Source organism: Fictibacillus sp. 18YEL24 (genome assembly GCF_015903855.1).
GTDB lineage: Bacteria > Bacillota > Bacilli > Bacillales > Fictibacillaceae > Fictibacillus > Fictibacillus phosphorivorans_C.
The window spans coordinates 319938-341673 of record NZ_JACZDT010000001.1; the positions used below are offsets into that span (position 1 = coordinate 319938).

A 21736-nucleotide genomic window follows, 5' to 3' on the forward strand; every position below is an offset into this window, starting at 1 on the left:
AGGGGGATTAATAAAGTGGAACAAGATCAAAACAAACCCAAGATCACAATGGGTATGCTTTTTCAAAACAAAGTAATTCGTACCATTCTTTTTTCGGTACTCTTTTTACAGATAGGGATATGGGTTCGTAACTATTCGATTCTATTGTACGTGATAGAAAAAACGAACGAAAATCCAATCGCGGTATCTTTAATATCTGTAGCAGAATTCGCTCCAATCTTTTTGTTTTCTTTCATTGGAGGAACATTCGCTGATAGATGGAAACCCAAAAAGACGATGATTTGGTGTGATCTATTAAGCGCTGTATCTATCTTTGTCGTATTATTAACGCTGCTTTTTGGAAGCTGGAAAGTCATATTCTTTGCAACACTCGTTTCATCGATTTTGTCTCAATTTTCTCAGCCATCAGGTATGAAGTTATTTAAGATACATGTACCTGAGGAGATGGTTCAGTTAGGGATGTCAATGTATCAAACACTTTTTGCTGTATTTATGATTCTAGGACCAATTCTAGGTACTTACGTATACCAGCAATTTGGAATTACAGCTGCGATTGCAATCATGGGAATCGCGTTCGTATTGTCTGCCGTAATTCTTCTATTACTTCCTCCTGATGAAGAAGTAGAAAAAACGGAAGAGAAACCATCCATTTGGTTAGAGATGAAAGAAGGTTTCAGCTATGTGCTCAACAGACGTTCTTTAACTTTACTAGGTGCATGTTTCGCCGTAGCCGGATTAGCTCTAGGCTTAACACAGCCGTTAACCGTTTTCTTAGTTACAGAGCAACTTGGTCTTCCAAAAGAGGAACTTCAATGGCTCATGGCCGCTTTCGGTACTGGAATGATACTAGGTGGAGGTTTAACCATCGGTATCGCGAGCAAAGTAAAGCCACAGTTATTATTGGCTCTAGGAATGGGAGCAAGTGCGATTGGATTTATGATTATGGGATTCTCCGAACATTTCTGGTTAACCTTATCTGCCGAGTTCATAAGTGGTCTATTCATGCCATGCGTTCATATTGGTATCAATACACTTATTCTCCAGAATACAGAGGCTAAATTCATCGGCCGTGTGAACGGAATATTAAATCCATTATTTATGGGTGCGATGGTTCTCACGATGTCTATTACCGGTTGGCTAAAAGAAACATTTTCACTTGTATTGATGTTTGAAGGGGCAGCACTTCTATTTGCAATTGGTATATTAACGATGCTACCACTTATTCGGCAAAAGGTTGTTCCAGTGACAGAAGTTGAGAAAGCCTAAATGTAAAGATCCTCAAAAGCTATGCTAAGCTTTTGAGGATCTTTTTTTATGTTTCGTGTTAGTTCAAGCTGAATCGCGTGTGTCGATAAGTGTCGAGGAATGTAAACTCGCGGATAAACAGCAAAAACTCGTGGATTGATGTAAGAAACTTTTGGATTCACACCCGAAACTTGTGGATTGAGTGTCAAAACTTTTGGATTCATTAATTAAATACTTAATTTACAGCCAGAAACAAACCATCTTAAAGTGCTGTTGATGCCATTTCAATCTCAAACCGTTTTTTAAGTCGTTTAAATGGGTATTATAGATATATTTCCATCGTTGAAATGAATATTGAATGTCTAAACATAAGGGGAATCTAACATATGTCTATCTCACCAGATCAACGAATAACATTACATGGGTTCAATAATCTTACTAAATCGCTTAGCTTTAATCTGTATGACGTTTGTTATACGAAAACGAGAGAAGAGCGGGAAGCTTATCTTGAGTATATTGATGAACAATACAACGCGGAAAGGCTAACGAATATTTTGCAAACTGTTTCCGATACGATTGGAGCTCATGTGCTAAATATAGCCAAACAAGATTATGTGCCTCAAGGAGCCAGTGTTACTGTACTTGTCTCGGAAGGTCCTATTGTTGAAGTACCAACTGATACATTTGATGAAAATTCTACAGCAATGCCAGAGTCTGTTGTGATGCAGCTTGATAAAAGTCACTTAACCGTTCATACATATCCTGAGTTTCATCCTGAAGAAGGAATCAGTACGTTTAGAGCTGATATCGATGTTTCTACTTGTGGAGAAATTTCACCGCTTAAAGCACTCAACCATCTGATTAACTCATTTGATATGGATATTGTGACGATGGATTATCGGGTTAGAGGATTTACACGAGATATAAAAGGTCACAAGCTGTTTATTGATCATGACATCAATTCAATACAAAACTATCTTTCTTCAGATATTAAAAATGCGTATACAATGATAGATACAAATATTTATCAGGAGAATATTTTTCATACGAAGTGCAAATTAAAGAATTTTGAACTGAATAACTATCTTTTCGGTTATACCAAGGATGAAATTGATAGTGAAACTCAAGAACACATCACAGGGTTGATAAATGCAGAAATGGACGAGATTTTTTACGGAAGAAATATTAATTCTTCTAGACGTTAATACCTTATAGATGAACGGATCACTAAGATACTTTTAGTGGTCTTTTTTTTGCGTGAACAATATGAACAAAATGCATTTTATGCGGTTAAACTTCCATTTAAAAATGTGAATGGTAGGATAATGAAAAGCAAATGAAAGCGCTATCATTAAAGAGGGGGATTTGAATAATGAAAACGAAGAAATGGAAAAATTGGCTTGTAGCAGGCGTCATACTTTCTTCACTTACAGCTTGTAGTTCCGGAGGCTCAGGTTCAAATGCAGGAGAATCTGATTATCCGAAAAAGCCCATAACTGTAGTTGCTCCATCGGGTGCTGGAGGTGGTTGGGATCTAACCGCACGTTCGTTGACCAAAATTTTAGGTGAAACGAAAACAGTTGACCAAACGATGACTGTTGAAAACAAACCTGGAGGAGGTGGAGCTGTCTATCTTGCAGAATTTGCGACACAGCATAAGAAAGATGATTACAAACTCTATGTAAACTCTCCGCCGATCTTGATCAATAACTTGAAAAAAGAAGGAAATAGTCCGTACGGCTTTAAGGATACAACACCGCTTGCACAATTAACTAAAGACTTTGGAGCAATCGTTGTAAAAGAAGATTCAAAATACAACAATCTAAAAGAATTGATGGAAGCTGTTAAAAAAGATCCAAAGTCTGTCACAGCAGCTGGAGGATCCGCACCAGGATCCATGGACCATCTAGTAGCTGTTCTACCTGCTTACAAATCTGACATTGATCCTAAAACAGTCAAGTATGTTTCATACGATGGCGGTGGTGAAGCAATTGCAGCCCTATTGGGAGGCAATGCAGATTATATCGCAACCGATGCTTCTGCGGTAGGTGAATATTTAAAAGCTGGGAAAGTGAAAGTGCTTGGTATTTCTTCAACGGAACGATTAAAAGGTGACCTGGCAGATGTTCCGACATTTAAGGAAGCTGGAATCGATGCAGACTTCACGATTTGGAGAGGTGTCTTCGGACCGAAAGAGATGTCTGATAGTGCAGTGGCATATTGGGATAAAACATTAAAGAAATTAAATGAAAGTAAAGAGTGGCAGGACGAGCTAGAGCGGAACGGTTGGGAAGCGGAATTTAAAGATGGTAAAGAATTTGAAACCTTCTTAAAAGATCAAGAAAAACAAGTAGAAGACTTGTTGAAATCACTAGGAATGAACAAATAGATATGACATGGAGAAGTATTTATACTTCTCCTTTTTTCAAAAAAGGAGGGAAGTACTTTGCAAACAGGAAAATTTGATCGTTATGCAAGCATCTTATTTGCTTTACTTGGAGCAGCTTTTTTAATAGAAAGCCGCAACATTTCGGAAAGTGCTTATGGAAGTGAAGTCGGACCTAACGTTTTTCCCTTTCTCTTAGGACTTATTCTTATATTACTTAGCGTTAAACTCTTTCTTGAATCGTTTAAAAATATACAAAAAGAAAAAAAGAACAAAGAAAGCTTACAGATTAAAAGGTTTATCATTATCTTAACTGCAAGCCTTCTGTACGCAGGTTTCATCGAAACACTAGGTTATATTTTAAGTACTTTCTTATTTTTGTATGTTTCCTTTCAAGCTATGGAAAGAGGAAGTTGGATAAAGAATGGAATCATTGCTTTGGCATTCTCATTCTTTGTCTATTACTTATTCGTTGTTGTGTTGGAAGGTTCTTTGCCTGGAATGCCAATTTGGTTTAGTTAGGAGGATTTTAGAATGGGAGTTATGGATTTTTTGATGCAAGGATTTCAAACAGCGATACAGCCACATAATCTATTCTTTGCTTTTATCGGAGTATTAATTGGAACGGCAGTAGGCGTTTTACCTGGTATTGGACCGATGAGTGGTGTTGCACTCTTAATTCCTGTAACAGCTACTTTTACTAGCGGAATGGATCCTTCTGCAGCAGCTACAAGTTCTATCATTCTTTTAGCGGGTGTGTACTATGGAGCCATGTATGGTGGATCTACTACATCCATTCTATTAAACACACCTGGTGAATCTTCATCTGTTGTTACAACACTTGATGGTTATCAGATGGCTCGGCAAGGCAGAGCAGGTGCTGCATTATCGATCGCAGCAATCGGTTCTTTCTTTGCCGGAATTGTTTCCATCATCGGATTGGTATTATTAGCAGATCCACTATCAGAGATGGCCTTGAAATTCGGACCTGCAGAATATTTCTCTTTAATGCTGTTAGGCCTTGCCGCAGTTAGTGGCTTGGCGGGAGGATCAATCACGAAGGCATGGATGATGACCGTAACCGGACTTTTGATCGCCACGATCGGAATCGATGCTGTTTCTGGCGTTGCTCGATTCACCTATGATATTCCTGTTCTGTTTGGCGGACTTGAATTTTTAACGGTTGCTGTCGGTCTGTTTGCATTAGGTGAGGTGTTTAAGACGGTTCTGCATAAAGAAGAAGACGCGGAAAAGGTTGCGAAAGTTGGGAGAGTCATCCCTTCTAGAGCAGACCTTAAAGAAAGTGCCGGACCCATTGCCCGAGGTTCTTTTTTAGGATTCTTTATTGGTGTCTTACCAGGCGCAGGCGCAACACTCGCTTCTTTCTTTTCATATATCGCTGAGAAGAAGATAAGTAAAAATCCTGAAAAGTTTGGAAAAGGTGCGATTGCCGGAGTTGCGGCTCCTGAGTCAGCAAACAACGCAGCTTCAGGAGGAGCAATGATTCCATTATTAACACTCGGAATTCCGGGATCTGGAACGACAGCGATTCTTATGGGAGCTCTTATTATGTATAACGTTCAGCCAGGTCCTTTATTGTTTAGTGATCACCCAGACGTGGCATGGGGGCTAATCGCTTCAATGTTTATCGGAAACTTGATGCTTCTTATCCTTAACATGCCGCTTGTTAAGGTTTTTGCAAAAATTATTGAAACACCAGCTAAATACTTGCTGCCTATTATTATTGCTATCTCTGTCTTTGGTGTTTACGCTGTACAAGTAACCACGTTCGATCTGTTTTTATTGATCGGCTTTGGACTTGCTGGATATTTATTAGCACAGAATGATTATCCTATTGCTCCTCTCGTACTCGGCTTAGTTTTAGGGCCAATGATTGAAAACAACATGAGACGTGCTTTAACAACATCAAATGGTGATTTTTTGGTATTTGTTCAACAACCTATATCTGCATTTTTCCTGATTTGCGCCGTTCTATGGATTCTCATACCTTTTATTCTGCGGTTAAAAGGAAAAAATGTTGTTGTAAACGTTGAAGGATAAAAGAAGAGAGGTAGAGAAGACTTTCTATTCTGAGAAAGTCTTTTCTATTTTTACGGAGGGAAACTATGAAACTGCAAACAAAATTAATTCTCATCAGCTGTTCCCTAATCTTTATAGTTATTGCCACATTAGCGGTTATCTTTCAAAATATGTTCGAAGACACGATTAAGAGTCAAATTGGGGAAAGGGCACTAAGTGTTTCTTATGCGGTAAGTAACAACCCGCTTTTTATTGATGCGTTTGAAAGTGATGATCCCTCAAAATCGATTCAGCCTTATGCAGAAAAGGTTAGAAAGAAAACTGGAGCTCATTACATCGTAGTTGGAAACAAAGAAGGTGTTCGTTATTCACACCCCATTAAAGAACGAATTGGAAATAAAATGGTAGGTGGTGACAACCAAAAAGCCTTATCAGGTGAACCGAGTATAACTGAAGCAACAGGTTCTCTTGGTCCAGCAGTGCGAGGAAAATCACCTATTAGAAATAATGATGGCGAAATCATTGGATTAGTTTCAGTGGGTTTTCTTACCGATCAGATCAAAGAGGATATTTGGCCGTATAAATTAAAGATTATCATTATAGGTACCATTACTTTGCTGCTAGGAACACTCGGTTCTGTAATGATTGCAAAAGGAGTAAAAAGAGCCACCCATGGATTAGAACCAAAAGAGATCGGATTGTTATACAAAGAAAAAAGCGCGATCTTAGAAGCGATTAGAGAAGGGGTGATCGCTGTTAATCGGGAAGGTGAAATAACACTCGCAAATCATACTGCTCTTCAGATGCTTGAAACTGGAAGTGAAAATTTAATCGGGAAAAATGTGTTAAGAGCCATTCCGAATACAAGATTACTTGATGTCATTGCTTCTGGTCAAAATGAATTTGACGAACAGATGAAACTCGGAAACACGAAAGTTATCGCAAATCGAATTCCTATATTAGATAATCATGAGCAAGTAATAGGTGCTGTCGCAACATTTAGAAACAGAGATGAGCTTTATCGATTAAATGAGGAACTCGCCCAAGTTAAAAGCTATAGTGAGGGCTTAAGAGCTCAAACTCATGAATTCTCAAATAAACTGTATTTAATTTCAGGTCTGATTCAGTTAGGTTCTTATCAAGAGGCACAAGACATTATTACGAAAGAGTCAAATGTTCATCAATACTTTACACAATTTATCATGGATCATATTTCTGATCCTTATATAGGCGGTTTGTTAATCGGTAAGTTTAATCGTTCGAACGAACTGAGAGTTGCCTTTGCAATTGATTCTGCCAGTCATTTAAAAGATATACCTGACTCGATGGACAGACAATTACTTGTTACCATTATTGGAAATTTAGTAGACAATGCAATGGATGCAGTAATGGAGTCGAGAGCGCATGACCCAATAGTAAAAATCAGTCTTTCTGATTTTGGAGAACAGCTGATCATTGAAGTTGAAGATAATGGAGGAGGAATTCCTGAAAATATCGCTAATATGTTATATAAAAAGGGATTCTCTACAAAAGGACAAGATCGTGGATACGGTTTATTTCTGATCAAACAAGCTGTAGAAGTATTAAACGGTCAAATATTTTATGAGAGAACAAAAGCAGACACAACGCTTTTCACTGTTATAATCCCGAAAGAATAGAGGATAGACATCATGAGCTCATGGGAAGTTTTTATCGTTGAAGACGACATTCGAATTGCTGAGATCAACCGGAAATTTGTTGAAAAAGTAGAAGGCTTTTCTGTATGTGGCATTGCATTAAACGAGGAAGAAGCAAAAGAACAGATTTCCATATTAAAACCTGATTTAGTTATCTTAGATATATATTTTCCAGATATGAATGGACTCGACCTGCTAAGGTGGATTCGAAGTGAATTTCGGGGAATGGAAGTCATCATGGTAACAGCTGCAACCGAGGTGAAAACCTTAAAACACGCTCTAGAGGATGGTATTTTTGATTATATAGTAAAGCCCGTAATCTTTCAGCGGTTTAAAGATACTTTATTGCAATTTAACGATTATAAGCAATCTATCACACAACTGTCAGCGGATAAAGAAATCAATCAAAACATGATCGATTCTTTGTTAAAACGTGAAAAGGCTGAGATTGAACCATTCTTACTTCCAAAAGGGATAGATCCTATTACACTAGAAAAGTTATTGACCATATTGATGCAGCACAAAAAAGGCTTTACTGCAGAAGACCTCGGACAGCGTACCGGAGTTAGCCGAACAACAGCAAGGCGATACCTGGAATATCTCGTCTCAGAACAAAAAGCAAAAGCAGACATCACTTATGGAGGTGTAGGCAGACCAGAGAGAATCTACAAATATGGACAATAGAGAAAAGCGGCCTGTTTACCGGGTTGCTTTTCGTTTTAATTCTTATACTACTAAATATTAGTTAAGTTGATGTATAATGTTCTACATAGATTTATAGTTGAAAGAGAGTGAGCAATATGGGACGTAAATGGAATAATATTAAAGAGAAAAAGGCATCAAAAGACGCAAATACTAGCCGAATTTACGCTAAGTTCGGTCGTGAGATCTATGTGGCTGCAAAACAGGGTGAGCCTGATCCGGAATCTAATCAGTCATTAAAAGTTGTTTTAGAACGAGCAAAAACATATAGCGTACCTAAGAACATCATCGACCGTGCGATTGAAAAAGCAAAAGGTGGTTCAGACGAGAACTACGACGAGCTTCGTTATGAAGGTTTTGGTCCGAACGGATCGATGATTATTGTGGATACCTTAACGAATAATGTAAATCGTACAGTAGCGGAAGTTCGTTCTGCTTTTAATAAAAATAATGGAAACATGGGTGTTTCTGGTGCAGTATCATACATGTTCGATGCAACCGCTGTAATTGGTTTAGAAGGAAAGTCAGCTGATGATGTATTGGAATTGTTGATGGAAGCAGATCTAGATGTTCGTGATGTAATTGAAGAAGATGAATCTGTTATCGTATACGCTGAACCTGATCAGTTTCATGCTGTACAAGAAGCGTTTAAGAATGCAGAGATTACAGAGTTTTCTGTTGCAGAACTTACGATGCTTGCACAAAACGATGTGGAACTCACTGAAGAATCACAGGTTCAGTTTGAGAAATTAATCGATGCTTTAGAAGATTTAGAAGACGTGCAGCAAGTGTATCATAACGTAGATCTAAAATAATTCTATTCCAGTGATGTGCCGGTCCTTTTTATAGGACAGGCTCTTTTTTATAGTCAGAGCAAAAGAAAAAGCAACCGATTAATTCGATTGCTTTCTCATCCATAACATACAGATCGTAATAATCATAAATCCAACGAACGCAAGAAGTGGAATCGTAATGAATCCTAGCCAGTTGATATACTGACCTGAACATGGAACACCTGATGTACATACCTCAAAAGCCTTTAATGCAGGTATTTTTTGAAGAGCATAATGATAGCCAGAAACGATGATGCCCAGAAAGGATAGAGGAAGGACATATCGTGTGACTTTATGATCTTGTTGATAAAAAGCAACACCTAGCACAATTACTAACGGATACATCAATATCCTTTGATACCAGCAAAAATCACATGGCACGAACTTCATGACTTCACTAAAAAACAGACTTCCTACCAAGGAAACGATTGATGTTATCCAAGCGATCAACAAAGGTTTATTACCCACCTTTACTTACTCTCCTTCGCAGCATCATCAACCATTTTCTTTAAATCTTCTAAAGATGTACCTTCAAACTTTTTACCATTAACAAATAATGTAGGTGTGCTAGTTACACCAAGTTCATTTACAAGTGTTTCATCTGTTTTTAATGCTTTTTCATTATCCTTGTTCTTCCATGTTTCGGTTACTTTCTTAACATCTTCATCTGAAGTCACTTCACCAAGCGTTTCTGTTAAGAATTTCTCGGTAAAGATATCTTGACGTTCTAGATTTTGATCGTCAGGCTGCTTTTCGTATAGCGTTTTATGAAACTCCCAAAACGTTTCATTTCCTAATTCTTTATAAACGGTTTCTCCAAAAATAGCAGATCGTTCTGAATCTACATTAATAAACGGATAGTTTAAGAAATAGAATTTTACCTTACCTGTTTGAATCAGTTCTTTGTCAATAAGCGGGAAGAATGACTCATTAAAGTTCTTACATGCAGGACACTTGTAATCTCCAAACTCAATAATATTAACAGCGGCATCTTTCTCACCTAAGTAAGGCTGGTTTTCATAGGAAATATCTGCTGTGGACGTATCATTATTATCAAGTGCACCGCTGAACAGAAAAACAATCAATCCAAGAGTCAGAATACCAATCGTCCAAAAAAGCCAAACAGGAGAAGAGTTGTTCTTTTTCTTTGAGCTGTTTACATAAGCCTTATTCTTTTTTTGTTTACCCATTGTTCACCTCGTAGAATTTTTACTAAATAAAAAGAAGTTACTTTTATCGTAAACAAAGTTGACGGTATTTACAATGAAGAAATCATGAACATTCTATTTTAGTTGGAAACACTAACAATATTAAGGAATTTATAATTGAAAAAATAGATAAAACTAGATTCCCCTATTAAATAAAAAAACTTGTATGCAAAAGAAGATTTTGGCAGTATAATTTTCTAGAAATTATATTAAACAAGTTTTCTGGGGGTCAGGGATGAAAAAGGTTGTAACTTTCTTATTGGCTATTACAATTAGCCTCGGCATTTTGCCGTTGTCAGCGTTCGCGATCAATGCAAACGACAAAGAGTATAAAGCGTTCTTACAAGAGATCGGGTGGAATTCCAAGGATTTTGTAGATTATTTGAACAGTAAAGAGTGGGCTTTAAGAGATTTTGAATCGGTAGATGAATTGGGTACGCCTCTAACAGAAAAAGGTGTTCAATCCGTGTTAAAAGAGTTTGACATCAGCCGCGATAGACTTAATGAACTTCTTGTGGAATATGGATCTATTGAGGAAGGACAAGATGTTCTTGATGGAACTTACATTATTTTTGAAGAGGAATTGTTCGACGAAGTTGATTTTATGATCGGCACACCTATAGACGATAAAAACCTTCAAAAATTATTAAGTGATTATGATTTAAAATCCATTGAAGAACTGGATGCTTTATTAAAAGAAAACGATGATTCACGTGAAAACTATGAATATATCGAACACCTGGAATGGTCGGTTGATTATTATATTAATGGAGATGACTGGGAAGGAACTCCAATTAATGATGAAAACCTTCAACAGCTATTAAAAGATTACAACCTAGCTTCCCTTGCGGAACTGGATGCTTTATTAAAAGAAAATGATGATTCGAGAGAAAACTATGAATACATTGAAGATCTTGAAGGAGCCGTTGATTTTTATATAAATGGCGATGACTATATGGGTGATGATATCGAGGATCTATTTACAGAGATTGATTTAACAGAAACAGAAATAGAAAATCTATTGGCTCATATGGAGACTCTGAATTGGGAAGATCCAGCGTTCCTTGATCAGATGATGACTCTTGCGGAAAGAATGATGGCGTTTGAAGATTTTGAAACAGCAGACGAACTTACTTCCGAACAAGTTGCTGAACTTCTTTCCATCTTTTCTGAGATGAAACAACTATTACAACTTGAGACAAAGTATTATCTAGTTGTTGATGGACAAAAACAACCTGTTTCAATGGATGCATTAATGAAGATGGAAACGACAAATGGAAATGATCTTATCATGGAAGTATACAATTTGAATGGAAAACTATTAGCAGATATCCGCATTACAGCCGAAATGTTTGGATCTGAACTGATACAAGAAACAGGAAAAGATATTCAAGAAGTTGAAAAGATTGTTTCTGCAGCACCGACGAAATCGAGTCCACCTGTAAAAACAGTGAAAGGCGGAAAACTTCCTAAAACCGCTACAAACCATTTAGAGAACTCCTTATATGGATTAGTTGTTTTAGCGGCAGGCATATACCTATTTAGAAGATTTCGCGTCAAAGGAATCTAATGAGAAGTAGAGGTAGCATTCGTAAGATACTTCTGATCTTTTCTTTTGTTTTAATTTTACTCGGTGTTTGGTTTAGTACAACAAATGCTTATACATTTATAAAAGGGTATTTGCTCTTTCAGACTGGTCAGACAAAGATTGTAAAGAGTGTGGAAAAACCCTCAAGACAGCATGAAAACTTAAATCAAGAATCCCTTTATTCGAAAAGACCAAATAAAGGTGAGAATATCGGGAAATTGCTTATACCAAAATTAAATGCTACACTCCCTATTTTTCATGGAACGGATGAAGAGGAGTTAGAAAGGGGTGTAGGTCATTTTGAAAAAAGTGTCTTACCAGGAGAACAGGATAATTCGGTTCTTTCAGGACATCGAGATACTGTTTTCCGCAAGTTAGGTGAAGTAGGAAAGGGTGACAAGTTGATCGTAGAAACGTCAGCAGGTACCTTTACTTATAGAATTAAACATGTGCGCATTGTTGATAAAGATGACAGGACCGTCATCGTACCTAAACCGAGAGCAACATTAACTGTATCCACATGTTATCCTTTTGATTTTATAGGTGCATCACCTGAGCGTTATATTCTTGTAGCTGACTTGATATCACAAAAGTTAACATAATCTACTTAGACAACATGAACTATTTCTGTTGTCTTTTTTTTGACCAGATTTTCAACATGTGTAAACATCTTTTGTTTAAAAGCTAACCAAAACAGGTATGAATACCAATAATGCCTAAGGGTCTAAAGAAATTCCCCCTGATACATACTTAGAATAAACAACTAGAAAGTCGGAGGTAGAACATGAAGAAAATATCATTGATAATGGCAGCGTGTATCATCATTGTGTTAGGCGTTGCTTTTGGAGTATACTCCTTTAATTCCAAAGAAATGGAAGTTACTGCTCTTGGAGATTCACTCGCATACGGATTAGGTGATACAAAAGATAATGGGTATATAGGAGATGTTGAAGATCGGTATGAAGAAGATTTAAACAAACATCTTGTTGTACATGACTTTGGAGTTCCGAATGATACAAGCACAGACTTACGTAAGCGGTTGGAAAATCCTGAGATAGCAAAGACAGCTGAAAGTTCTGATGTGATTTTCATCAATATTGGAACGAATGATTTTCTGAAGAGCACAGATCTATTAACGAAATTCAACAAAGAAGAGCTTGCAGCAAACGAGGAAATCTATAAGGAGAACCTGAATCAGATCATACAACAGGTACAAAATAAAGAAAATCCGAAGACCATCTATATATTAGGGATCTATAACCCTAAAGCTGAATGGAGTGATATGGCTGTTGTCAATGAGGCTGTATCAAATTGGAATCAATCCACGATTGAAGTGACAAAGAAAAATAAAAACACGGCTTTTATACGCACGGATGACCTCTTCATCGACAAGAATAAACGCGATTATTTCTCTGACAAACTTCACCCTAACGAAAAAGGATACGCATTAATCGGCAAAAGAGTTTACGAAACCATCCGGCAGAGTTCAGATTATAAATAATGGATAAACATTGACGCAGAAAGAACAATCTGTTAATCTACAAAACGTTACAATAAATTAATTAAATAAAAGTCCTCACATTAATCTCTGTGAGGTAGAGGTCGCATGAATTATGAGTAGAACTGTTAGAGGCAAGTGGTGCTTTTGACAACAGTTTAAAAGGAATTGATGCCGAAATGGGTTGATATCCACGTAACAACCTATTGGGGCTGCATTGAACAAGTGCAGAACTGTCGCAGAACTTTCTGCGTTGAGCTATGAGAGATTTTAGGAGGATGCTGATTATATTCACGTATGGGCGTTTCCATACGTGTTTTTTTATTGGCTTTTATCAACAGGAGGTACTTACATCATGAAAAGTAATAATTGGAGCGTGTGGCTGCTAACTGCATTTGTCGTTGGAAACATGGTAGGCTCGGGAATCTTCATGTTACCGAACACATTAGCTCAAACAGCTAGTCCAATTGGCGTTACAGCGGCATGGGCAGTTACAGGATTTGGCGTATTGATGATCGCGTTAGTTTTTGGGTCACTAGCCATAAGAAAACCAGAATTAACAGCAGGTCCTCAAAGCTATGCTAGAGCTTTATTCTCCAATCCAAAAGCAGGTAATGTAGCAGGATTTAGCATGGTGTGGGGATACTGGGTCGCGAATTGGATCAGCAACGTTGCTATCATCACGAGTTTTGCTGGATATTTATCAACATTTTTCCCAATGATGAGAAGTTCAAAGGTTATCGGAACAGTACTTAATCAAGATATTCAGTTAGGTAAGTTTATTACGTTTGCAGTGTGCACCATTCTTCTATGGTTCACACATTTTATTTTAATCAAGAGCATGAACGGAGCAGGTAAACTTAATTTTGTTGCAACTGCTTCTAAGGTAATCGGATTTATGTTATTTATTGTGGCTGCACTCTTCGCAGTAGAGTCAACCATCTTTGCTGATGCATACTTCCCAATTGTAGACAATGAAGGGACCTCTCATGGTCTTGGAAGTCAGATCAATATGGCAGCCATTGCTACATTATGGGCCTTTGTTGGGATTGAATCAGCTGTAGTTTTATCCGGAAGAGCTTCTTCACAACGAGATGTAAAAAAAGCAACGATTGTGGGTCTGCTTATAGCATTAAGCATTTATATGATTACAACACTACTTACGATGAATGTTCTTCAACGAGAAGTTCTAATGAGTTCAGACAAACCATTCGTTGATGTATTATCCGTTCTGATTGGGAATACGGGGGCTTCCTTAATGGGTTTGTTAGCTGTTATCTCTTTATTCGGTTCAACGATTGGCTGGATTCTCTTAAGTTCAGAAGTTCCATATCAAGCAGCCAAATCAGGTGTGTTTCCCGCTATCTTTGCTAAAGTGAATAAAAACGGAAGCCCAGTGAACGCATTAGCTGTAACCAACATCATGTCTCAAATTTTTATCTTCTCTACGATATCAGGTACGATTGGTGAAGCTTATACTTTCTTAACTACTTCAGCAACGCTCGCATATTTAATTCCGTACTTGATCTCTTCCATTTACTTTTTAAAGCTTGTCTATAGTGGAGAAACTTATAACGAGATAAAAGGATCACGCGTAAGAGACGGAGTGATTGCCTTATTAGCATTTATCTATTCCAGCTGGGTAATCATCTCGGGAACATCCGATGCGAAGACTTTCACTTTAGGAATCGGATTATTTTTCTTAGGTTTCCTTGTATATCCTGTCTTCAATAGATTTACGCCTAAAAACAGTAAAAATCGTAAAGTCGCTTAAAGTGGTTTTCTTTTTCAGTCCTTTAACGTATAATGTGAGTTAACTTCATACAGCTCGTATAATCGCAGGGATATGGCCTGCAAGTTTCTACCAAACCCCCGTTAAGGGTTTGACTACGAGTGACGCAAACTTTCCATGCATCTTTCTATAGATGTATTGGGCTATTTATGTGTTCCGATTTCATTTAACCGGAGAATTGCTTCACTCGTTCAGAGGGAAGGCGTTCTCCGGTTTTTTTGTGTAAATTAATACAATGGGGTGGAAAAATGAATTTTTTAGAAAAGAAAATTTGTAATGAAGGAATCGTATTGTCACCATCCGTTTTAAAAGTGGACTCGTTTTTGAACCATCAGATCGACCCAGATCTCATGCTGCAAATTGGAACTGAATTTGCCGATCGTTTTAAGAATGAAGGAATAACAAAAATCGTTACGTTAGAATCTTCTGGTATTGCACCTGCCGTTTTCGCAGGACTGAAATTACATGTTCCTGTTGTCTTTGCTCGTAAAAAGAAATCATTAACATTAACTGAGGGTCTTTTAACATCAGGTGTTTATTCTTTCACAAAACAAGAACAAAACGAAATTTCTGTTGCTAAGAAATTCATTCAGCCTGGTGACAATGTGTTGATTATCGATGACTTTTTAGCGCATGGTGAAGCAGCACTTGGTCTAGCGGACCTCGTTGATCAAGCTCATGCTACGATCGCTGGAATTGGGATCGTCATCGAAAAATCATTTCAGGTCGGTCGTGAAAAACTTGAGGAAAAAGGATATCGCGTTGAATCAATCGCAAGAATAAAAGAAATGAACACGAACGGGATATCGTTCATCCAATCTGAGGTGATGTCATCATGAAGAAGGGTAAAGTATTTTCTTTAGGTATTCAACACGTTCTTGCTATGTATGCAGGAGCAGTGATCGTACCTTTGATCGTAGGAAGTGCACTGAAATTATCTCCTGAACAGTTATCTTATTTAGTAGCTATAGACCTTCTTACTTGTGGACTAGCTACACTTATCCAAGTTTGGCAGAATCGCTTTTTCGGAGTGGGTCTTCCCGTTGTTCTAGGCTGTACCTTTACAGCTGTAGGACCGATGATTGCCATAGGTGGACAATATGGAATGAGTGCCATTTACGGTTCCATCATTGCAGCAGGTTTATTCGTTGTTATTTTTGCCGGAGCGTTTGGAAAAATTCTTAAGCTTTTCCCACCCATCGTGACAGGAACTGTTGTAACGATTATAGGAATTACATTAATACCCGTTGCAATCAAAGACATGGCAGGCGGAGCGGGAAGTGAGAACTTTGGTTCAGCACAAAATTTATTGCTCTCTTTTGGTGTGTTAGCATTTATCTTACTTTTATATCGATTTTCTAAAGGTTTCATTCGTTCTGTCTCAATTTTAATCGGTCTCATAACGGGAACTATAGTTTCTGTATTCCTAGGTTTAGTTGACTTCACGCCAGTAATGGAAGCATCATGGGTTCATATGCCAACGCCTTTTTATTTTGGAGTTCCTACCTTTGAACTTGGTGCGATCATTACCATGATCTTAGTGGCTATCGTAAGTTTGATTGAGTCAACAGGTGTATTTATGGCGTTAGGAAAGATATGCGACAGAAACTTAACACCAAAAGACTTAACGAAAGGGTATCGTGGAGAGGGTCTTGCCATTATTCTAGGTGGAATCTTTAACGCTTTTCCTTATACGACATATTCACAAAACGTTGGCCTTGTTCAGTTATCTGGGGTAAAAGCAAAGCAGGTAATTTATGTTGCAGGGGGGATGCTTATTTTCCTTGGCTTAATTCCTAAAGTGGCTGCACTAACGACTTTAATCCCAACAGCTGTAATGGGAGGAGCAATGGTTGCCATGTTTGGAATGGTGTTTGCATCTGGTATCAAAATGTTAAGTGAAGTGAACCTTGCTAAACAAGAAAATCTTCTTATCATTGCTTGCTCAGTAGGAATGGGTTTAGGGGTAACCGTAGAACCTGAACTGTTCAGCAGACTTCCGGAAAGTATTCAAATTCTTACTGAAAACGGAATCGTAGCTGGAAGTTTGATGGCTGTTCTACTGAATCTACTATTTAACACAAAGTCTAAAAAAGTGATCGTTTCTCACGTTCAACAAAGTCAGAAGCAAGCAGTATAAATGAAAGAGCGGCTATGATCCTCATTGTAACCAGTGGATGATAGCCGCTTCTTATGTTTGATGTTGTTAAGTTTTTCTCTTTTCGATTTTGTCGTCTTTGTTGTCATCCAATTATAGATCTCTTGATGAGCAAATGCGCTTCGATCATGAGTAGGATTTCGTTTACCTTCACGAACTATTCTTTCTCTCATTTTTTTTGCTTTTGATTTTGCCATTTTCTTCATTCCTTTCAATTCGTTTAATGGAATTTAATGGGTACTACATAACTACTATACTATATGTAAACGATGAAAATATACATGTTGTGTAAGAAAGCACAGAATCTTGAAAAAACAAGCTAGTATTATCAGAAAAGGAAGACTATAATCTTCCTTGGGACCAAAAAGTCTCAATCATATGAAACAAAGGGGTTATTGTTGTGAATAAAAATGTTAAGAAAGTAGCTTCACTTACTCTAGCTATCAGTCTTTTAAGTTCACCTCTAGCGGGTCAAGCCATCGCTAAAACACCAGCAAAACACAAAAGTAAAGTTAACCTCAGGATCATGGAAACAACAGACATTCATACAAACCTATTAAACTTTGATTATTACAAGAATGCCGCATCAGAAAACGTGGGACTAGCAAAGACAGCTACACTGGTTAAAACAGCTCGAGAAGACTTAAAGTACAGTCAGAACAGTGTGTTAGTCGACAACGGGGATCTGATCCAAGGTACGCCACTTGGTACATACAAAGCAAAGATTGCACCGCTAAAAGATGGAGAAGTTCATCCGGCCATCGCCGCTATGAATCTTATGGATTATGATATGGCAACATTAGGAAACCATGAGTTTAATTACGGACTTGATTTTTTAGCAGAAACGTACGATGATGCTAATTTTCCTTTTGTAAACGCTAACGTGTACGTAGATGATCATGATAATAATCCTAAAAATGATGTAAACAAATACTCACCATACAAAATTGTAAAGAAATTCGTTAGAGATGAGTACGGCAGACCAAAGCTTTTAAAGATCGGCTATATTGGTTTCGTACCACCACAAATCAACGAATGGGATAAATCACACCTTGATGGGAAAGTAATTACAAAAAATATTATTGAAAGTGCGGAAAAGTTCATCCCGCAGATGAAGAAAAAAGGTGCAGATATCATCATCGCACAAGCTCACTCAGGCTTTAATGGAAGTGAAACGAACACAGAAGATGTGATTTATGCACTCAGCAAAGTAAAAGGAATTAATGCTCTTACGTTTTCGCACACACATAAGATATTCCCGGCTGCTGATGAGAAATCATTAGATGCATTGTTTAAAGACGCAAAAGGTAATGTTCTTCCTGGCGTTGATAATGCGAAAGGTACGATTAACGGTGTGCCAGCTGTACAAGCAGGCTATGGCGGAGGATCACTTGGTCTGATCGACTTAACCCTTCAACAAGATCGTGGAAGATGGAAAGTCGTTTCTTCTCAGTCTTCAGTTAGAAGTGCAGCTACCGTTAAACCAGACGAAAAAGTGGTGAAGACTGTAAAAAATGTACATGATGCAACGATCAAGTACGTAAACACACCAATCGGTTCAACGACAGACGATATTCATAGCTTCTTTGCACTCGTTCAAGATGACCCATCTGTTCAAGTCGTAACGAATGCTCAGAAATGGTATGTAGAAAAATACATCTCGTTAAACAAGCCAGAGTACAAAGATCTTCCTATCCTATCAGTTGGCGCACCATTTAAAGCAGGAAGAAACGGTGTAGGTGAATTTACTGAGATTCAAAAGGGACCACTTACGATTCGCAGTGCCGGTGACCTCTACCTTTATGACAACACGTTAAAAGCACTTAAAGTAAAAGGTTCAGTTGTAAAAGAATGGCTTGAAATGTCCGCTGGAAAATTTAAGACGATCGATCCAAACAAAACAGAAGCACAGGAACTATTAGATTCAGGCTTTCCTGTTTATAACTTCGATGTAATCGACGGCGTTAATTATCAGGTAGATGTAACAAAAGCTCCTAAATATGACAAAAACGGAACAGTGATCAATGCTGATAGCAACCGTATCGTGAATCTAACTTACGACGGAAAAGCAGTCGATCCTAACCAAGATTTCATCGTAGTAACGAACAATTATAGAGCGGGTGGCGGCGGAAACTTCCCTGGAGTTAAAGGCAGCGAATATGTAGTTGATTCTGCTGATGAGAACCGTCAGATCTTAATGGATTATATTACAGAGATGAAAGAGATCACACCAACTGCGGATAACAACTGGTCCATAGCTCCAATCAGCGGTAACGCTAACGTAACGTTCCTATCTTCACCGAATGGTCAAAAATATACGAGTGAGACAGGTAAGATTCAATATACAAATAAAACTGATGCAAACGGATTTGGAATCTATAGTATTGATCTAAAATAATGAGATAGAAGAGAGCCTAAATGGTTCTCTTTTTTATATGTAAAAGAAGGTGTAGATCTGTTTTAGTAGAAATATAAAAATTGTAGCAATGAAAAATAAAGTCTGATACAATAAAAACGAACAAACGTTCTGTGGTCGAAAAAATTAGACGATGAGGTGCTAAAAATGATTGTAGCAGTGAATCCTTACGTAGTAACTGATGGTAACGGTAAAGAAGCAGTGCAATTTTATGTTGATGCATTTAATGCAGAACTTATTTCACTTCAAACATTCGGAGAGATGCCAGAGGATCCTGATCATCCACTTCCAGAAGAAGCGAAAGACCGCGTAATGAATGCTCAATTTAAAGTAGGCGATACCGTAATGATGCTTTCCGATAATTTTCCAGGGATGCCTTATACAGTCGGAAATCAAGTTACCATAGCCATTCATATCGATTCTGTAGATTCATCAAAACAAGTTTTTGAGAAACTTTCTAAAGAGGGAAAAGTGACAATGCCCCTTCAAGAAACGTTCTGGAGCCCATCGTATGGCCAAGTAACAGATAAATATGGAGTAGAGTGGCAAGTTTCTGCTATTCCGCAAGACTAAAATTACAAATTAAGCAGACCCTTTCTTTTACTTGGAGAGGGTCTTTTTGTTTAGTTCTCTTTCTTATAGGTTATTTTAGTAATGTAACATTATAATGAATGATTAAAGTCAAAATCATTGACTACCTATCATAAACATATTATAGTGATTTCACTAATACATGTTCATAAGTTTAAACACTTAATTTTATGTTGTAGGAGGCGTAAAGCTTGAATCAGCCAAACACGATGAAAGAAAGCACAAAGGAATCGATTGATAAACTTATACAAGCTCAGAGAACTTACTTTCGAAGCGGCGTAACTCGATCATATGATTTCCGTATGAAAGCTTTGAACAATCTTTCAAAGCTTGTTCGAAACAACGAAGCGAAGATTCTTCATGCATTAAAGACAGATTTAAATAAATCAGAAGCAGAAGCCTACACAACGGAGATAGGCTTTTTATTAGAAGAGATTCGTCATACTCAAAAATATCTAAAAAAATGGATGGAACCTAAAAAAGTAAAAACAGCAAAAACCCATATTGGCTCAAAGGGTTATACCATCGCTGAACCTTATGGAGTCACATTAATAATCGCACCATGGAACTATCCGTTTCAACTTCAACTTGCTCCGTTAATCGGTGCAATCGCAGCTGGTAATACGGCCATTTTAAAACCATCTGAACTTACGCCACAAACGTCAAAACTATTGGATGAACTGATCAAAGAATACTATCATCCTGACTTTATCGCAGTCGTAGAAGGCGGAGTTGAAACCAATCAAATATTGCTCGATCAACCATTAGATTATATATTCTTCACAGGCAGCGTTCCTGTAGGTAAAATCGTAATGGAAGCCGCTAGTAAGAGACTTATTCCTATCACATTAGAACTAGGTGGTAAGAGCCCTTGTATTGTAGATGAAACAGCAGACCTTAAGCTTGCTGCGAAACGTATAGCGTTCGGAAAGTTCACGAACGCAGGTCAAACGTGCATTGCACCAGACTATATCTATCTACACAAAAACATACGTCAACCATTCATTGAAACATTTAAAGAAGTCATTAAAGAATTTTACGGTGAAACCCCATTACAAAACGAAGAATTCGGTAAGATCGTAAATGATCGTCATTTTAATCGTTTAAAAAGTTACTTATCAGAAGGAGAAATACTTTTCGGCGGTCGATACGATGAAACAAGTGAAAAGATCGAACCAACTCTAATAGCACCATTCGATACTTCTTCACCAGTTATGAGTGATGAGATCTTTGGACCGATTTTTCCAGTCTTGGAATATGAAAACATCGATGAAGTGATCGAATTTGTTGTAGAACGTCCAAAACCACTTGCACTATACCTGTTTACGACTAACAAAGAGATCGAAGAAAAAGTAGTGAATAACATCTCTTTTGGTGGTGGATCAATCAACGATACTTTAATGCATATCGCAACACCTTATCTGCCGTTTGGTGGAGTAGGAGAGAGCGGGATAGGTAGTTATCACGGTGAGTCCAGTTTTGTTGCTTTTTCTCATAACAAAAGTGTGCTCAACCAGACGAACAAATTCGACTTTAGTTTTCGATATCCGAACGCCAAACATGGTTTGAAAATCATAAAAAAGTTAATGAAATAGAAATTTTT

At 37.7% G+C, this 21736-nt stretch carries 20 protein-coding genes and 2 riboswitches; of the genes, 17 read left to right on the forward strand and 3 right to left on the reverse strand.

The window, feature by feature from the left end:
- Nucleotides 1-48 precede the first annotated feature (48 nt).
- From HU823_RS01580 to HU823_RS01615, 8 genes are all read left to right on the forward strand, one after another.
- Nucleotides 49-1266, forward strand: coding sequence for an MFS transporter (locus tag HU823_RS01580; protein WP_144703494.1), 1218 nt, complete (start codon nucleotides 49-51; stop codon nucleotides 1264-1266).
- Between the two features lie 365 nt (nucleotides 1267-1631).
- Complete coding sequence (gene speD, locus HU823_RS01585) at nucleotides 1632-2450, forward strand: adenosylmethionine decarboxylase (RefSeq protein ID WP_197220901.1); 819 nt, start codon at nucleotides 1632-1634, stop codon at nucleotides 2448-2450.
- Between the two features lie 167 nt (nucleotides 2451-2617).
- Nucleotides 2618-3634: a Bug family tripartite tricarboxylate transporter substrate binding protein gene (locus HU823_RS01590; protein WP_197220902.1), complete on the forward strand. Its 1017-nt coding sequence runs from the start codon at nucleotides 2618-2620 to the stop codon at nucleotides 3632-3634.
- A 57-nt stretch (nucleotides 3635-3691) separates the two neighbouring features.
- A complete protein-coding gene (locus HU823_RS01595) occupies nucleotides 3692-4153 on the forward strand; it encodes a tripartite tricarboxylate transporter TctB family protein (RefSeq protein WP_197220903.1) in 462 nt (153 codons plus the stop codon).
- A gap of 12 nt (nucleotides 4154-4165) precedes the next feature.
- Nucleotides 4166-5692, forward strand: coding sequence for a tripartite tricarboxylate transporter permease (locus tag HU823_RS01600; RefSeq protein ID WP_197220904.1), 1527 nt, complete (start codon nucleotides 4166-4168; stop codon nucleotides 5690-5692).
- Nucleotides 5693-5757: 65 nt separating this feature from the next.
- The gene (locus HU823_RS01605; protein ID WP_197220905.1) at nucleotides 5758-7329 is read left to right on the forward strand and encodes an ATP-binding protein; all 1572 of its coding nucleotides are present in this window, start codon (nucleotides 5758-5760) and stop codon (nucleotides 7327-7329) included.
- A 12-nt stretch (nucleotides 7330-7341) separates the two neighbouring features.
- Nucleotides 7342-8031, forward strand: coding sequence for a response regulator (locus HU823_RS01610; protein WP_197220906.1), 690 nt, complete (start codon nucleotides 7342-7344; stop codon nucleotides 8029-8031).
- 116 nt (nucleotides 8032-8147) lie between these two features.
- Nucleotides 8148-8864, forward strand: coding sequence for a YebC/PmpR family DNA-binding transcriptional regulator (locus HU823_RS01615; protein WP_144700345.1), 717 nt, complete (start codon nucleotides 8148-8150; stop codon nucleotides 8862-8864).
- Nucleotides 8865-8942: 78 nt separating this feature from the next.
- Here the strand turns inward: HU823_RS01615 and HU823_RS01620 are convergent, their stop codons facing one another.
- Together HU823_RS01620 and HU823_RS01625 are read right to left on the reverse strand one after the other, a co-directional pair.
- Nucleotides 8943-9350, reverse strand: a complete 408-nt coding sequence (locus HU823_RS01620; RefSeq protein WP_197220907.1) for a disulfide oxidoreductase — start codon at nucleotides 9348-9350, stop codon at nucleotides 8943-8945.
- A 2-nt stretch (nucleotides 9351-9352) separates the two neighbouring features.
- A complete protein-coding gene (locus HU823_RS01625; RefSeq protein WP_197220908.1) occupies nucleotides 9353-10072 on the reverse strand; it encodes a DsbA family protein in 720 nt (239 codons plus the stop codon).
- 253 nt (nucleotides 10073-10325) lie between these two features.
- Between HU823_RS01625 and HU823_RS01630 the strand changes: the two genes are divergently transcribed.
- The 6 genes from HU823_RS01630 (at nucleotide 10326) to HU823_RS01655 (ending at nucleotide 17108) form a co-directional block, all read left to right on the forward strand.
- Nucleotides 10326-11660 (forward strand): processed acidic surface protein, encoded by a 1335-nt coding sequence (locus HU823_RS01630; RefSeq protein ID WP_197220909.1) that lies wholly within the window; start codon nucleotides 10326-10328, stop codon nucleotides 11658-11660.
- Complete coding sequence (locus HU823_RS01635; RefSeq protein WP_197220910.1) at nucleotides 11660-12280, forward strand: class D sortase; 621 nt, start codon at nucleotides 11660-11662, stop codon at nucleotides 12278-12280. The genes HU823_RS01630 and HU823_RS01635 overlap by 1 nt, the downstream gene beginning before the upstream one ends.
- A gap of 182 nt (nucleotides 12281-12462) precedes the next feature.
- On the forward strand, nucleotides 12463-13179 hold the full coding sequence (locus HU823_RS01640) for a GDSL-type esterase/lipase family protein (protein ID WP_197220911.1): 717 nt from the start codon (nucleotides 12463-12465) through the stop codon (nucleotides 13177-13179).
- Nucleotides 13180-13266: 87 nt separating this feature from the next.
- A riboswitch (Lysine riboswitch) is annotated at nucleotides 13267-13445 on the forward strand.
- Between the two features lie 83 nt (nucleotides 13446-13528).
- The gene (locus HU823_RS01645; protein WP_370630033.1) at nucleotides 13529-14950 is read left to right on the forward strand and encodes an amino acid permease; all 1422 of its coding nucleotides are present in this window, start codon (nucleotides 13529-13531) and stop codon (nucleotides 14948-14950) included.
- 34 nt (nucleotides 14951-14984) lie between these two features.
- A riboswitch (purine riboswitch) is annotated at nucleotides 14985-15086 on the forward strand.
- Nucleotides 15087-15216: 130 nt separating this feature from the next.
- Nucleotides 15217-15807, forward strand: a complete 591-nt coding sequence (locus tag HU823_RS01650) for a xanthine phosphoribosyltransferase (protein WP_144700332.1) — start codon at nucleotides 15217-15219, stop codon at nucleotides 15805-15807.
- Nucleotides 15804-17108 (forward strand): nucleobase:cation symporter-2 family protein, encoded by a 1305-nt coding sequence (locus tag HU823_RS01655; protein ID WP_144700330.1) that lies wholly within the window; start codon nucleotides 15804-15806, stop codon nucleotides 17106-17108. The genes HU823_RS01650 and HU823_RS01655 overlap by 4 nt, the downstream gene beginning before the upstream one ends.
- Here the strand turns inward: HU823_RS01655 and HU823_RS01660 are convergent.
- The gene (locus tag HU823_RS01660) at nucleotides 17090-17323 is read right to left on the reverse strand and encodes a hypothetical protein (protein WP_144700328.1); all 234 of its coding nucleotides are present in this window, start codon (nucleotides 17321-17323) and stop codon (nucleotides 17090-17092) included. The two genes, HU823_RS01655 and HU823_RS01660, sit on opposite strands and share 19 nt — an antisense overlap.
- A 203-nt stretch (nucleotides 17324-17526) precedes the next feature.
- Here HU823_RS01660 and HU823_RS01665 point away from each other — a divergent pair, with 203 nt between their 5' ends.
- From HU823_RS01665 to HU823_RS01675, 3 genes are all read left to right on the forward strand, one after another.
- A complete protein-coding gene (locus HU823_RS01665; protein WP_370629997.1) occupies nucleotides 17527-19524 on the forward strand; it encodes a bifunctional 2',3'-cyclic-nucleotide 2'-phosphodiesterase/3'-nucleotidase in 1998 nt (665 codons plus the stop codon).
- 165 nt (nucleotides 19525-19689) lie between these two features.
- A complete protein-coding gene (locus HU823_RS01670; protein ID WP_197220913.1) occupies nucleotides 19690-20115 on the forward strand; it encodes a VOC family protein in 426 nt (141 codons plus the stop codon).
- A gap of 227 nt (nucleotides 20116-20342) precedes the next feature.
- Entirely contained in the window at nucleotides 20343-21728 is a 1386-nt protein-coding gene (locus HU823_RS01675) for an aldehyde dehydrogenase (protein ID WP_197221359.1), read from the forward strand.
- The last annotated feature ends 8 nt before the right edge of the window (nucleotides 21729-21736 follow it).